The sequence below is a fragment of the Pseudomonas sp. S31 genome (assembly GCF_016648105.1).
GTDB lineage: Bacteria > Pseudomonadota > Gammaproteobacteria > Pseudomonadales > Pseudomonadaceae > Aquipseudomonas.
Window position 1 is genome coordinate 15,543 of the sequence record NZ_JACVVE010000008.1, and the last position, 13,479, is coordinate 29,021.

11 protein-coding genes are annotated in these 13,479 nt (G+C 64.5%); 6 read left to right on the forward strand and 5 right to left on the reverse strand.

All coding sequences use genetic code 11. The annotated features are described in order from the left end of the window. The first annotated feature begins 3 nt into the window (after positions 1 to 3). Positions 4 to 315: an NGG1p interacting factor NIF3 gene (locus IAE37_RS08285; protein ID WP_201172171.1), complete on the forward strand. Its 312-nt coding sequence runs from the start codon at positions 4 to 6 to the stop codon at positions 313 to 315. A gap of 129 nt (positions 316 to 444) precedes the next feature. On the opposite strand, the gene IAE37_RS08290 is transcribed toward IAE37_RS08285, so the two are convergent. The 5 genes from IAE37_RS08290 to IAE37_RS08310 all read right to left on the reverse strand — a co-directional run bounded on the left by IAE37_RS08290 (position 445) and on the right by IAE37_RS08310 (position 10,138). After that, positions 445 to 2,490, reverse strand: a complete 2,046-nt coding sequence (locus tag IAE37_RS08290; RefSeq protein ID WP_201172173.1) for a PhoX family protein — start codon at positions 2,488 to 2,490, stop codon at positions 445 to 447. Positions 2,491 to 2,592: 102 nt separating this feature from the next. Then, positions 2,593 to 7,143, reverse strand: a complete 4,551-nt coding sequence (locus tag IAE37_RS08295; RefSeq protein WP_201172175.1) for a hemagglutinin repeat-containing protein — start codon at positions 7,141 to 7,143, stop codon at positions 2,593 to 2,595. Between the two features lie 27 nt (positions 7,144 to 7,170). Further along, on the reverse strand, positions 7,171 to 8,850 hold the full coding sequence (locus tag IAE37_RS08300; RefSeq protein WP_201172177.1) for a ShlB/FhaC/HecB family hemolysin secretion/activation protein: 1,680 nt from the start codon (positions 8,848 to 8,850) through the stop codon (positions 7,171 to 7,173). A gap of 161 nt (positions 8,851 to 9,011) precedes the next feature. Further along, the gene (locus tag IAE37_RS08305; RefSeq protein WP_201172179.1) at positions 9,012 to 9,566 is read right to left on the reverse strand and encodes a L,D-transpeptidase family protein; all 555 of its coding nucleotides are present in this window, start codon (positions 9,564 to 9,566) and stop codon (positions 9,012 to 9,014) included. 20 nt (positions 9,567 to 9,586) lie between these two features. After that, a complete protein-coding gene (locus IAE37_RS08310; protein WP_201172181.1) occupies positions 9,587 to 10,138 on the reverse strand; it encodes an NUDIX hydrolase in 552 nt (183 codons plus the stop codon). A gap of 126 nt (positions 10,139 to 10,264) precedes the next feature. Here IAE37_RS08310 and IAE37_RS08315 point away from each other — a divergent pair, with 126 nt between their 5' ends. From IAE37_RS08315 to purT, 5 genes are all read left to right on the forward strand, one after another. After that, on the forward strand, positions 10,265 to 10,864 hold the full coding sequence (locus tag IAE37_RS08315) for a CoA pyrophosphatase (RefSeq protein ID WP_201172182.1): 600 nt from the start codon (positions 10,265 to 10,267) through the stop codon (positions 10,862 to 10,864). A 53-nt stretch (positions 10,865 to 10,917) separates the two neighbouring features. Beyond that, a complete protein-coding gene (locus tag IAE37_RS08320) occupies positions 10,918 to 11,442 on the forward strand; it encodes a gamma carbonic anhydrase family protein (RefSeq protein ID WP_201172185.1) in 525 nt (174 codons plus the stop codon). Then, positions 11,435 to 11,641, forward strand: a complete 207-nt coding sequence (locus tag IAE37_RS08325) for a DUF1289 domain-containing protein (RefSeq protein WP_201172186.1) — start codon at positions 11,435 to 11,437, stop codon at positions 11,639 to 11,641. Before IAE37_RS08320 ends, IAE37_RS08325 begins: the two co-directional genes overlap by 8 nt. Positions 11,642 to 11,725: 84 nt before the next feature. Further along, the gene (locus IAE37_RS08330) at positions 11,726 to 12,193 is read left to right on the forward strand and encodes a VUT family protein (RefSeq protein WP_201172188.1); all 468 of its coding nucleotides are present in this window, start codon (positions 11,726 to 11,728) and stop codon (positions 12,191 to 12,193) included. Between the two features lie 77 nt (positions 12,194 to 12,270). Further along, positions 12,271 to 13,452: a formate-dependent phosphoribosylglycinamide formyltransferase gene (gene purT, locus IAE37_RS08335; RefSeq protein ID WP_201172190.1), complete on the forward strand. Its 1,182-nt coding sequence runs from the start codon at positions 12,271 to 12,273 to the stop codon at positions 13,450 to 13,452. Positions 13,453 to 13,479 lie beyond the last annotated feature (27 nt).

Below are 13,479 nucleotides of genomic sequence, written 5' to 3' on the forward strand. Positions count from 1 at the left end.
GGCGTGTACAAGCTCGCCTTCTTCGTCCCGGCCAGCCATGTCGAGGTGGTCAAGGATGCCGTGTTCGCCGCTGGCGGCGGACGTATCGGTGACTATGACCACTGCGCCTGGCAGACCTTGGGCCAGGGCCAGTTCCGCCCGTTGGACGGCAGCCAGCCGTTCCTCGGGCAGGCGGGCCAGGTCGAGGTGGTGGAGGAGTGGAAGGTAGAGCTGGTGGTGGCTGACGAGCTGATTGCCCAGGTCGTCGCTGCTCTCAAGCAGAGCCACCCGTACGAGACGCCGGCCTATGAGGTCTGGCGTCTCGTCGAGTTCTAGACCGCGTAGGCCTCTTCGCGGGTAAACCCGCTCCTACAGGTTCAGCAAAGATGTGGAGAACCTGTAGGAGCGGGTTTACCCGCGAAGAGGCCAGCACCTTTAGCGCAATGCTGACGGCCTGTCGCCCTATCAGGCTGTCCCGATTTCCCCGCCATCGACCCGCTGGATCACCACTGTCGCCGCCCGTGGCCGCACCCGCGTGCCCGCTGGCGTCGCATCGGTGGCCTTGTCGCTGAACGGCCAATTCCCCGGATGCTGCACGTTGATGAACAGCGTCTTGTTATCCGGCGTGAACGTGATGCCGGTCATCTCGCACCCGTTCGGGCCGACGAAGAAGCGCCGCAGGTCTATCTGATTCTGCCCATTGACCGCGACCTGCTTGCCGTCGGTACCCAGTAGCTGGGTGGGAATCACCGCCAGCAACTGGTCGTTGGTGTAGCCGGCCACGCTCTTCTCGCTGTTGTCGGTCTCGAACCACAGTACCCCTCGGCTATCGAAGCTCATGCCATCCGGGCTGGCGAACTGGTTCAACTCGCTCAGGCCCGAGCGGTTGATTTCGCTACTGCCGCTGGCATTGGCGCCATAGACGAAGATGTCCCAAGTGAAGCTCAGCTGATCGTCGCTGTCGTGCCAGCGGATGATGTGGCCGTGCAGGTTGGGGCCGCGCGGGTTGGCGTGGTCCGCCCTGTCGGCGCTGCGCACCAGGTTGTTGGTCAGGGTCAGGTAGGCATCACCGTTGAGCGGGTTGACGGCGGTCCATTCCGGGCGGTCCATGGGCGTGGCGCCCACGGCATCGGCGGCGCCACGGGTGTGCAGGATGATCCCCGGAAGGTCGCTGTATAGTGCGCCGAGGGTGCTGCCCGCGAGTGTGGGGGTAGCGGTCTGCAGCGGTAGCCACACGCCCTTGCCGTCGGCATCGAAGCGGGCCACGTAGAGCGTGCCATGGTCCAGGTATTTGGCGCCGGTGGCCAGGCGGTCGGTGGGATTGGCATCGGCGGGGTCCCATGGCGCCGTGGAGACGAACTTGTACAGGTACTCGTTGTTGGAGTCGTCGCCCATGTACCAGACCAGCGGTTTGCCGGCTATCGCCAGACCTGGGCAGCAGCCTTCGTGGCGCACGCGCCCGAGGGCGGTACGCTTGGTGGCGCGAGTGCTGGCGTCGTAGGGGTCGATCTCGACGATGTATCCAAAGGTACTCGCCTCGTTGCGGTAGTCGTCGGTGGCACTTGCGCCGCGCGCGGTCACGTTGAAGCGGGTGAATTCGTCGGCCACCTCGCTACTGTCGCCAGCGGCGCTTTCCCACTGGTACAGGCCTGTGGAAGTGACCACGCCGATGCGTGCCTGGTCGGCGGGCAGAGTACCCTTGTTGACGAAGATCCCCGGCCAGTTCTCCTCGCAGGTCAGGTAGGTGCCCCACGGCGTGTAGCCGTTGCCGCAGTTGTTGTTGGTGCCCCGGCAGCGGGTGCCGTCTGGCGAGAAGCGGGTCTTGACGTGCTCGGAGCCGCGCAGAGGGCCGGCGATGTCCATCTGCGAAGCGGTGGTGAAGCGGCGGTTGAGCGGGTCGTTGTCGACCACCTGCCAACGGCCATCGCGTTTTTTCAGGCGGACCACACCCGCGCCATGGGCGTTGATCTCCTTGCGTACTTCTTCGGCGGGGCGTTTGCCGCTGGCGTCTACCGTCGGGCCATGCGGGTGCAGGGCCTGCTGGTCGATGTATTCGAAGTTGATGGCGAGCAGGCCGTCTTCCGAGCTGCCATCGATGGGGAAGAAGTGCATGCCGTCGTGGTGCATGCCCATGGCGTTGGCCTGGTCGGCGGCACTGTTGCTGCCATCGGCCTTCCAGGCCGCCCCGGCACTGTTCAGCGGCGTGCCCCAAGGGGCCAAGACGTAGGCGCTGTAGCCGGCGGCGATGGTGCAGCCATCGGTACGCGAGCCGGGAATGGATTGAAAACCCAGCGCGAGCGTTGGCTTGCCTCCGGCAGCCGAGGTGGCTTCCTGCTTGGCGCTGGTGTTGTCGAAGCAGCCTGCCAGGCCGCCACCGGCAACCATGGCGATGGCGGCGCCCAGGCCACCGCGCATGACACTGCGGCGGCTCAGGTACAGGTCCATGACACTGGCCATCGGCAGGTTGCCGCTGCGGTTGCGATCCAGGTTGTCGCCGCTTTCTCGACTCATCAGGCTGTCCTTTTAGTGGCTGAGTGGGGAGAAAGCGCGACTTTAAGGCACCCATATGATGATTGTTTGGCAGTAATGTGAAGCAGGGCGGTAAAGCCGACGCTATTGGTTGCCTGATGTTTCAGAGTGGCCGCGTTTGCCCTGCACGCTCGATGCCCATTGCTCGTTACGGTCGTGTCCGCTGGTCCTGAGCAGCCCCAGATCGAGCGCGTTTTCGCCTTGTGCCGCGCCCTTGCTCTTGGCGATGTCGGCAATGGCCGTGCCCAGGTCGGAGAGTGAGTTGGAGGCATCTATCGACACATCACGGCGATAATCGTTGCCGTTGAGCGATTCGCGTGTGACGGCCTTGGCCGCGAGTGCCACCTCGCCGTTGGCCGACTGCAAACGGGCGCCGACCAGGCGTGCGTCGCCGCCAACCTGCAGGTTCACTCCATCGCTGCCCTTGACGGCGGTTTGCCGAGCCACGGTGTCACGTTGAACCTGCGATACCTCGAGTTTGAGGGTAGGCGAAAGATTGGGGTCCGCCTTGCCCAGTGCCGGGCCGGCTTTGTCGTTCACTTTGTCACCCAGCGGCCCTGCTAAAGAGGTGGCAGCGTTGATGTAGCCTTGCGGGTTCTTTTCCTGGCTCAGCCGTGCGTCGCCGCTTACCCGCAAGGTATCGATGCGGTCCTTGCGGCTGGCGATGTGCAGGTCGCCCTCGACAGCTGCGCTGATACGCCCTGCTTCCAGGCTTGCGCCTTCGATACGGGTATTCCCACGGCTTTGCAGATCGATGCGATCGGCACGCAGGTCGCTGGTGTTCCAGGTCTGATTGTCGCGTTGGTCGAGATCGACCTTGGCGCGGGCGTGAAGGCCGTGGGTATCGGTCGCCCCCTTGCTCATGTTGAAGCCGGCCCCGGCGCTGATGGCGAGGTTATCGCGTCGTTCATGGTTGGAGGAGCCTTCTATGTGCATGCCGCCGCCTGCCGCGTTGAGCGCGATCTGCCCAGCGGAGGCCTGCAGGCCTTGCAGGTGCAGGGCGACATCTTCACGTGCGGTGCTGGTGAGTGTGAGCTTGCCGGCGCTGGTGAACTCGGCATCGAGGCTTTGGCGCGCATCCTCGGTTTGCTTGCCGTGCTCGAAGTGGCCACCTATACCGCCGCCCTTGGTGTTGCCCATCTTTACGGCCAGTTCCAGGCCGCCGCCGAGTTTGCCGCCGGTGGCCGACTGCGTATTGCCAGCGGCCTGGACTTGCAGCAGGCCTTCGCTGTGCAGGGCGATCTCGGCAGGTTTGGCTTGGCGGGCGCCGATGCGTGTGCCTTCGAGCGACAGGTCGCCCCCGGCGTTCAGCAGCACCCGGCCCTGGGCGTCGATCTGGCCCACCTGGGCGGTGGTCTGCGTCGTTTGCCGCTGATCTTGGTCGAGATAGCCGCGGGTGTCCACGCCGGTGCTGCCCGGGCGGTTGCCGACCTTGGCCCAGGCGTTGCCGTCGAGTTGGCGGGCCAGTTGCTCGGTGCGATCGGTGGCCTGGGGCAACGACAGCGAGCCGCCGCTTTGCAGCAGCACGTCGCCTTTGCCGCCGTCGAAACGCGTGCCTTCATAACGGCCGCTGCTGCCCAGTTGCACATGAATGCCCTGTTGCCCGTAGAGGCTGCCTGGGACTGCCGTGTTGGTCACGGTTTGCCGGTGCTGCGATCCGCCGCGGCCGGCACCGCGCACGTTCAGGTCGCTGCCTGTGCTGGTGTCGATGCGCAGGTCGCCACCGTAGGCCAGGCGCTGCACGCTCTCCAGGCGGGTGTTGCTGGCAGCCAGCAGGTTGTGTTGCTGGGCCTCGATTTGCAGTGTCCCTGCGTTGGCCCGCCAGGCCGTTGCCTGGTCGTCCAGCGTGTCGGCTTTGACCTTGACCCTGGCACCGGACATCTCGTTCACCTGGGCGAAGCCACGGCGTTGGTTTTCCAGGCGCTTGAGGTGCTCGACGGTCATGTCGCCACCGATGCTAGGGGCCGCCATCGCATCCTCGGGCGATGCCTGCTGGAAGCGTGCTGCCTCTTCGCCCTGTACCAGCCGTTCGATCGGCCGGGTCAGATCGCGGTACTCGAGGCTCGCGCCTAAACTGCCCGACCAGTCGTTGCGCACCTCGGTACGCTCATGGCTGTCTTCGACGGCGCGATTGTCGATGTGCCGGGCAGTCACCTCGAGGGTTTGGCCTGCGTCGACCTTGGCTGCCTGGTTGACCATCGTGTCGGCGGTGAGCGTCAGGTTGCCGCTGGCCCGCAGTTCACTGCGCAGCACCTTGCGGTCGTGCTCGGACACTTGCGTACTGTTGTGGTGCCCTTCGACCAGGCTGCCCAGCCGGTCGATACCCCCGGTGAGCGTCAGCGCGCCACCGCTCTGGGTGTTGCTGGAGGTCGTGTCGCGTTCCTGGTGGCTGACGCCCAGGGTCACTTGCCGGGCGTGGACATCGAGGTCACCGGCGTTCGCCTGCACCTTCGAGCCGTCGATCTGCACATGAGAGTCGCTGGTCAGGGCAATCGAGCTGCCGGTCAGCTCGCTGGCAATCTGTGTACTGTTGCGCATCTGTTCGGTACCTGTGTTCACCGCGTAGCCCAAGCTCGCTGCGTATTGGCGCGAGCCTGGCTTGCCATCTTCGGCTTGCTGGGTTTGTCGGGCGCTGGCGGTGAGGCCGCGCCGTTGGTCGTGGGTGTCGCGTTCGTCCACCGATTGCGCACTGCCGATCAGCACCTTGCCCTTGGCATCGACTTGCAGATGCGCCCCCGCTGTGACTTTGGCACCCTGGATACGCAGCTCGTCGCGGCTGGCCAGGCGCAGGTTGCTGCTGGAACTGACGTCGCTCGTCAACACGTGTTGCGTGCGCGTGGTGCTCTCGCGTTCGTTGGCGATGAGGCCGAATAGCTTGCTGTCGTGCTCGCGTTCGACGGTGCGAGACTTGCCATGGTCCGCCTCGACCGCCAGCACGCCTTTCTCGCTGAACAGCACCGCATCCTGGGCGCCATGCGCGGTGCTGCCTTTGATGCTGACTTGGTCGGCGGTCATTGCCAGTTTGCCATCGGCAGTGACCTGGCTGCCGGCCAGGGAGTGGCCTTGGATGTCGTTGCCCTTGCGAGCACCGAAGAACGTACCCGAGACCAGGTCGCCCTGGTAGTGATCGGTGTTGCCGCGCTGCTCGAGGGCAAGGGTGCCAATTTCGATCTTGGCGGCCTTGATGTCCTGGTTGCCCTGGCTGTGCAGGGTGCTGCCCTGAACGCGCAGAGCGTCCTTGGCCGTGACCGTCATGCGCTCGGCATTGAGCTTGCTTGACCGGGCCGTCTCGCTGTAGCTGTCGGTGTCGCTGTCGCCGCGCCACAGGTCCTTGCGATGGCGGACCTGGTTCTGGGTTTGCTTGCTGTCGATACCGGCGAGAATATCCAGGCCGGCACCGCTTTCGAGGTTCAGTTCGCCTCCTGCGTCCACCTGCGCGGCAACCATCTTCATGTCGGCGCCCGAGCGCAACGCCGTGTCGCCGCGGCTTTGCAAGCTCACGCCGAGCGACTGCTGCTCGGTGCTGGTGGTTTCACGGCTATAGGTTTCACGGGTGATGAACAAGAATTTCTTTTTCCAGTTTTCGCGGTCGTGGGTAATGCGCTTGCGGGCCTGGGCATCCAGGGTGAGCTTCTTGCCGGCTTTGGCTTCGATCTGATCAGCCTTGCCATCGACCGCACTCAGGGTCAGGTCGTCGGCGGCGCTCAGGCGCAAGGCGCCTGTGCCGCTGTGAAGCTCGCTCGGCTGGTCGGCTTGGCCCTCGATTTGCAGCGAGCCCGCGGAGTGAATCTCGATGCCGGAATCGGCTTTCATGAAGGCCGGCCCCATGCGCACGCCGGCACCCTCGGCGGTACTCACCACGCGGATCCGCCCCGCGCGCATGGCGCCGAACAGGCTGGCATCGATGCGCGATGGGGTGCCGGGCTGGTGTTCGACGATCCGTCGATCTTCTGCAGCGATACGATTGCGCCCGAGGGTCAGGTCGAGATCGCCCCGGGCCTCGAGCAAGCCTTTGCTGTCGATTCGCGGCGCGATCAGTTCGAGCGCACCGTCGCTATTGCTTTGCCCCCCCTCGAGCACCTGCAGGGTGCCGTGGGCGTTCAAGGTATTGAGGCTGCGTAACTGCTCGTCCTGCAGTTCTGGCGTGCCCACCACGAACCCTGCGCGAGTGGTATTTATGAAGCTGCCGCCGTTGAGGGTGATGCCATTCGGGTTGGCCAGTATGTAGTCGGCGGAGCGGCCGAAGATCTCCTGGGGGCCTTCGATCAGCGAGGCGTTGCGGCTGATCACTTCGTTGAGGATGGTCGATGCTGCCTGGCCGTGGAACTGCGGGTTGGCGGTCAATGCACCGGCCAGCTTCGACTCGCCGGCCTGCAGGCCGTTGTTGAGTACCACACCGGCACTGGCGACGTTGTAGTCGATGAATTGGTTGTGTGACAGACCTTTGCTATTGGGGGCGACGATGTCGATGACCGGTACACGATGGCCGCTGTTGATGATGGGCGTGCCTGACGGCCCCGTCGCGGCCTCCAGCCGGCCTTGTGCCAAGGCGGCACTAGGGCCGAGCAAGGCGAGGAAAATGGCCCAACGCAAGGTGTCAGGGTGGATAGACGTTGGTTGCGAGACTATCGGCATGTTCTCGTTCTCTTTGTTGTGGGTGAATCAGATGTGCAGGCTGCACTCCATGACCCAGTAGCCGGACTCCAGGTGTGAGCGGGGTAGGTCACTGGCATGGAGCGGGCGCTGGTAATCGAGGCGCAGGCGCACAGAGGGCAGGGTCAGCTCCACGCCAACCGCCGCACCGGCGAGGTGCTGCGAGGGTTTGCCAGTGGCAGACTTTACCCAGCCAACGTCCAGGCCTGCGTAAGGGCGCACTTGCAGGGGCTGGAACCACGGGGCCGGGAGCGGCTGGCTGAAGGTGTTGCGCCAAGCGCCGCCGCTGGCACCGGAGTACGTGCGCAGGCGAAACCCGCGCACGGTCGAATCGTCACTGACCAGCAACTGCTCGACCGCTGGCAAGGCGTGTTCGCTGTGCTGCAGGGCCAGTTCGCTTTGCCAGCGCCAGGGCCTGTCAACCGGGCCTTGGCGCAGGTGCAGCAGGTTGAAGCGGTATTTGCGAAAGTCCGGGCGCAGGCGTTCAGCGCCCAGGGGCGAGCGGTCGGCACCGAACCAATTCATGCCTTGGGCGGCGCCCAGGTAGGTGTTCCACAGGCCGTCTTGCAGCCAGAGCAGGTTGATGCCAGCCTCGAAGCTGGTCAGGGTCGGGCTTTGTTGAATGATGACGGCGCCCGCGCTGCGGTTGATCAGCTGCTTGCGGTCCAGCCTTGCGCTGGCACTGAGCAGTCCTTGTTGGTTACGCCACAGTACCCGTTCGATGCTTGCGCCTTGATACTGAGTGGTGCCGTCGCTGGTGCTCCGACTGTGGGGCAGCGGCGCTTGGTAGGTCAGTTGGCTGGCATTCAAGGCGAATGTCCACGGGCCATAAGGGATGCTGTAGTACAAGGTAAGGCCTTGGCTCCGGCCGGGGGCATCCAGCGCCGTGGAAATCAGCGAGACCCGTAGGTCGTCGTTCACCCCCAACGGGCTGTCCACGCCAAGCCCCACATAGAAACGATGGCGGCCGGTCAGTTCGGAGCCGCGGTTGTCCAACCGGCTGTCCAGGTGCCAGCGCGAGCCGAGCTGCTGCGATTGTAGAACGACCCGGGTGCCGCCTTGCAGGTCGCCTGGCAACAGGTCAAGGCTCAGGTCGTAGGCGCGCAGCCGGTTGAGTTGGTCCAGCCCCTGCTCCAGAGCGGGGAGATGAAGAGGCCGGCCCACGGTGGCGGGGAACGCGCCTTTGAGCGACAGCGGCAACGTCGTGTCGGCGAACTCGATGGACTCGACGAACCCCTCGACGATGACGATATCCAGCGGGGCGTCATCCTTAGGCGGCTGTACCAGGTAGGGGCGGGTGGTGGGAAAGCCTTCGCGAACGTAGAGGGCTGTGATGGCCTTGAGCAGTTCGTTTATATCGCCGATGCCCATCCTTGGGCGGACCAGCCCGCGCAGGGCCCGCTCAAGTGCCGGGTCGGATATCTGTTGATTACCGACGATGCGCAGGCCCGATACAGCCCATTGGCGGCTATCGCCAGGCGCCTCGGGTGTCGAGGCCGGGCCTTGCGGCGCAGGGCGGCTTTGCCAGCGCTTGAGTCGTTGATCCTGCTCCTGGCGTTGCAATGAATGCTGTTGGTCGCGCAGGTGTTGAGTGGCGGGGTCGCTGGCCTGCGCCGTCGGGAGCATCAGCAGCGCGGACAGGCATCCAGCGAGCCGGCTGGAGAAGGCCGGGCAGAAGAGACAGTGCATCGAGGACCCCCGCGAATGGCGTACGTTTCACGTACTCGTTTGCGTTGATCCTATTGTTTGTTGCACCCAAGTGGATGCAGTACCTGGGCTATGGATGATGTAGGGGGAGTGGGCTTGGCAGGACAGAAAGCTCCTACAATCTCAGTTCGACCACGGGACTATCACGGGCGAATCTCGATCAGCGTGCCGTCGCGCACCAGGTCCCAGACCTCGCGCATGTCGGCGTTGCGCATGGCGATGCAGCCGTCGGTCCAGTCCAGGGTATGGAAGTACCACTCGGGGTACTCGTCGTTGATCGGCGTGCCGTGGATCATGATCATGCTGCCGGCGCTGACACCTTCGCGGGTGGCCTGGGCGGCGTCGCGGATGTTCGGGTAGGTGATGTGCATGGCCAGGTTGAAACGGTCGCTTTGCTTGCGCCAGTCGAGCCAGTAAAGGCCTTCGGGCGTCTTTTTGTCACCTTCGCGCTGCTTGGCGCCCTTGGGCTGCTTGCCCAGGGAAATGCGGTAGGTCTTGAGCGGTTCGCCACGGCTGATCAGTTGCAGGCGGCGTTCGGACTTGATCACCAGCACCTTGTCGATCAGCGGCTGCATGGCGCTCTGCGACTGCGATTGCGGAACCACCAGCGGTTGTGGCTTGCGAATGATGGTCTCGGTGAAGGCCGCCTGGGACACCGAGGTAACGCAAAGGCAGAGGAGAGCGAACAACCAGCGCATGAAACGGTATCCCTGGAATGCTAGGAAGAGGGCGAGACGTTCATCGGCGGCAGGTACTCATGACCAATGGGGTAATGCTGCTCGATGCGGTCGCGATAGTAGCATTCTAGTGTGCGGGCGACGGTGCGGAAAGCCAGCTCGCCCCATGGAATCTGGTGTTCGTCGAAAAGTCGCACTTCCAGGCTCTCGACGCCCACGTCGAAGTCCAGGTCGGTCAGTTCGGCGCGGAAGAACACATGCACCTGGCTGATGTGCGGCAGGTCGAACAGCTGGTACAAGGCCATGTCGCCGACTCGGGCACAGGCCTCCTCGACGGTTTCGCGACGGGCGGCCTGGTCGAGGGTCTCGCCGTTCTCCATGAACCCGGCGGGCAGGGTCCAGAAACCACGCCGTGGCTCGATGGCGCGGCGGCACAGCAGCACCTGGGTGCCCCAGGTGGGCAGCACGCCAGCGACGATGTTGGGGTTCTGGTAGTGAATGGTGTGGCAGGACTCGCAGACATACCGCAGGCGGCTGTCGCCTTCGGGGATCCGCTGAATGACCGGCTGGCCGCACGCGCTGCAGAATTTCATGCTGGGTTTCCTTGTACTTGGCCTTATCTTGGCGCGCCTGCAGGGGCCAGGGCAAGCGTGCGGGGCTTGGGTGCGTCGCGGCTTTGGTGCATCATGCAAGGCAGGCCTTGGAAACGAGAGTGCGCAATGCTGGACGAGCTACTTCGCCGAATGAGCAACCATGTACCCACGTCGCTGGAAACCGATCGACGGTTCCCTGAAGCGGCGGTACTTTTGCCCATCACCCGCAGCGAAGCGCCCGAGCTGGTCCTCACATTGCGCGCCAAGGGCTTGTCCACCCATGGAGGCGAGGTTGCCTTCCCCGGTGGCCGGCGCGACCCCGAGGACCCCGACCTGGTATTCACCGCGCTGCGCGAGGCGGAGGAGGAAATCGGCCTGCCGCCTGGCCTGGTGGAGGTGGTCGGCCCGCTCAGTCCGCTGATTTCGCTGCACGGCCTGAAGGTGACGCCTTTCGTCGGGTTGATTCCCGATTACGTCGAATACCGTGCCAACGATGCCGAAATCGCGGCAGTATTCACCGTCCCGCTGGAGTTCTTCCGCCAAGACCCGCGCGACCATACCCATCGCATCGACTACCAGGGCCGCAGTTGGTACGTGCCCAGCTATCGCTTTGGCGAGTACAAGATATGGGGCCTGTCGGCAATCATGATCGTCGAATTGGTCAACCTGCTGTTCGACGCTGGCATCAGCCTGCACGAGCCGCCCGTGCAATACATCGAAACCTGAGCGGGGCCCACCCTGCCGCCTGTCATTAGCCGCCGATGAGTCAAGGAACGCACATGAAATACCGCCTGGGCGACCTGCGGGTCGAAACCCACCCCACCAGTTGGGCCGCGCCCAACGCCACGCTGATCGGCAAGGTGCGCCTGCAGGCGCATGCCAACGTCTGGTTCGGCGCGGTGTTGCGTGGTGACAACGAACTGATCGACATCGGCGAGGGCAGCAATGTGCAGGACGGCACCGTGATGCACACCGACATGGGTTCGCCGCTGACCCTGGGCAAGGGCGTGACTGTCGGCCACAACGCCATGCTGCATGGTTGCAGCGTCGGCGACTACAGCCTCATCGGCATCAATGCGGTGATCCTCAATGGTGCGCGCATCGGCAAGCACTGCATCATCGGCGCCAATGCGCTGATTGCCGAAGGCAAGGAAATCCCCGACGGCTCGCTGGTGATGGGATCGCCAGGCAAGGTGGTGCGTGAGCTGACCGAGCAGCAGAAGCGCCTGCTCGAGGCCAGCGCCGCGCACTATGTGCACAACGCCGAACGCTATGCCCGCGAGCTGGTGGTCGACGATGAGTGATGCGGCGGCGGTAGAACGCCCGGTGCCTTCACCTTGTGTGAGTATCTGCGGGCTGGACGAGCAGGACATCTGCACCGGGTGCCAGCGCACGGTGGCCGAAATCAGCCGCTGGTCGAAAATGGACAACGCCGAGCGCCGGGCGGTGCTCAAGCTCTGCCATGAGCGGGCGCTGGCGGCCGGGGTGATCTTCGGCGTCTAATCAGCGCTCGCCTCTTCGCCGCTGCGACTTGCCCCGCGAAGAGGCCACCGCTACTCTGTGCGGCTTGCCCACAGACCTCGCGCCATGTTCTATCTCATCGCCTACATCAGCAGCGTAGTGCTGATCAACTACGCCTTTTCCAGCGCCCCGCACCTGGATGTCATCTGGTCTGCCTGGGGTGGCCTGGTGTTCATCCTGCGCGACATGGTCCAGACCCGCTTCGGGCATGGCGCTCTGGTCGCCATGCTGCTGGCCCTGGTGCTGTCCTACGTCACGTCGGAGCCAGCCATCGCCCTGGCCAGCGCCACAGCGTTCTTCATTTCCGAGTTGATCGACTGGCTGGTGTTCAGTATCACCCGGCGGCCGCTGCGCGACCGCCTGTGGCTGAGCTCGGCGCTGAGCATCCCGGTCGATACGCTGATTTTCTTCGGCATGATCGGCGCCATGACCCCGGTGGTGATCGGCACCGCGCTGGCCTCGAAATTCGCCGGCGTCACTGCCGTCTGGCTAGCCATGGCATTTCGTGCCCGGCGCGCCGCCGTGGCAGGTTGATGGTGTAGAATACCGGTCCTTTTTCAGTGGCTCGCGCCTTTGCCTGGCGCGGCCCCGGACGCCTTCGAGGACCTGAAATGACCCGTATCGGAACCCCATTGTCGCCCACCGCGACCCGTGTACTGCTCTGCGGCTGCGGCGAGCTGGGCAAGGAAGTGGTGATCGAGCTGCAGCGCCTGGGCGTCGAAGTGATCGCCGTGGACCGCTACGCCAATGCTCCGGCGATGCAGGTCGCGCATCGCAGCCACGTGGTCAACATGCTCGATGGTGTTGCCCTGCGGGCCATCATCGAGGCCGAGAAGCCGCATTACATCGTGCCCGAAATCGAAGCCATCGCCACCGCCACCCTGGTCGAACTGGAGAGCGAAGGTTTCACCGTGGTACCGACTGCCCGTGCCACCCAGCTGACCATGAACCGCGAAGGCATTCGTCGCCTGGCCGCCGAAGAGCTGGACCTGCCGACGTCGCCGTACCACTTCGCCGACACCTATGAAGACTACGCCAAGGCCGTTGCCGACCTGGGCTACCCCTGCGTGGTCAAGCCGGTGATGAGCTCGTCGGGCAAGGGCCAGAGCCTGCTGCGCAGCGACGCCGACCTCCAGCCGTCGTGGGACTATGCCCAGGAAGGCGGCCGTGCTGGCAAGGGCCGGGTGATCATCGAAGGCTTCATCGATTTCGACTACGAGATCACCTTGCTGACCGTGCGTCACGTGGGCGGCACCACCTTCCTCGAGCCGGTCGGCCACCGTCAGGAGAAGGGTGACTACCAGGAGTCCTGGCAGCCCCAGGCCATGAGCGCGAAGGCACTGGCCGAATCGCAGCATGTGGCCAAGGCGGTCACTGATGCGCTGGGCGGCCGTGGCCTGTTCGGCGTGGAGTTGTTCGTCAAGGGCGACCAGGTGTGGTTCAGCGAGGTTTCGCCGCGCCCGCATGACACCGGCCTGGTGACCTTGATTTCCCAGGACCTCTCGCAGTTCGCCCTGCACGCCCGGGCTATTCTCGGCCTGCCGATCCCGGTGGTGCGTCAGTTCGGGCCGTCGGCCTCGGCGGTGATCCTGCCCGAGGGGCAGTCGCAGCAGACCAGCTTCGCCAACCTGGGGGCGGCGCTGAGCGAGCCGGACACCGCCATTCGCCTGTTCGGCAAGCCGGAAATCAACGGCACCCGTCGGATGGGCGTGTGCCTGGCGCGCGACGAGTCGATCGAAGCGGCGCGGGCCAAGGCGACCCGTGCTTCGCAGGCGGTCAAGGTCGAGTTCTAAGCTGCTGCAATCCTAGGGGCCGCATAG

Excerpts from the sequence above, each read along its gene's own strand:
- IAE37_RS08290 (WP_201172173.1), bottom strand. The coding sequence starts at position 2,490 with ATGAGTCGAGAAAGCGGCGACAACCTGGATCGCAACCGCAGCGGCAAC.
- IAE37_RS08295 (WP_201172175.1), bottom strand. The coding sequence starts at position 7,143 with ATGCCGATAGTCTCGCAACCAACGTCTATCCACCCTGACACCTTGCGT.
- IAE37_RS08300 (WP_201172177.1), bottom strand. The coding sequence starts at position 8,850 with ATGCACTGTCTCTTCTGCCCGGCCTTCTCCAGCCGGCTCGCTGGATGC.
- IAE37_RS08305 (WP_201172179.1), bottom strand. The coding sequence starts at position 9,566 with ATGCGCTGGTTGTTCGCTCTCCTCTGCCTTTGCGTTACCTCGGTGTCC.
- IAE37_RS08310 (WP_201172181.1), bottom strand. The coding sequence starts at position 10,138 with ATGAAATTCTGCAGCGCGTGCGGCCAGCCGGTCATTCAGCGGATCCCC.
- IAE37_RS08315 (WP_201172182.1), top strand. The coding sequence starts at position 10,265 with ATGCTGGACGAGCTACTTCGCCGAATGAGCAACCATGTACCCACGTCG.
- IAE37_RS08320 (WP_201172185.1), top strand. The coding sequence starts at position 10,918 with ATGAAATACCGCCTGGGCGACCTGCGGGTCGAAACCCACCCCACCAGT.
- IAE37_RS08325 (WP_201172186.1), top strand. The coding sequence starts at position 11,435 with ATGAGTGATGCGGCGGCGGTAGAACGCCCGGTGCCTTCACCTTGTGTG.
- IAE37_RS08330 (WP_201172188.1), top strand. The coding sequence starts at position 11,726 with ATGTTCTATCTCATCGCCTACATCAGCAGCGTAGTGCTGATCAACTAC.
- purT (WP_201172190.1), top strand. The coding sequence starts at position 12,271 with ATGACCCGTATCGGAACCCCATTGTCGCCCACCGCGACCCGTGTACTG.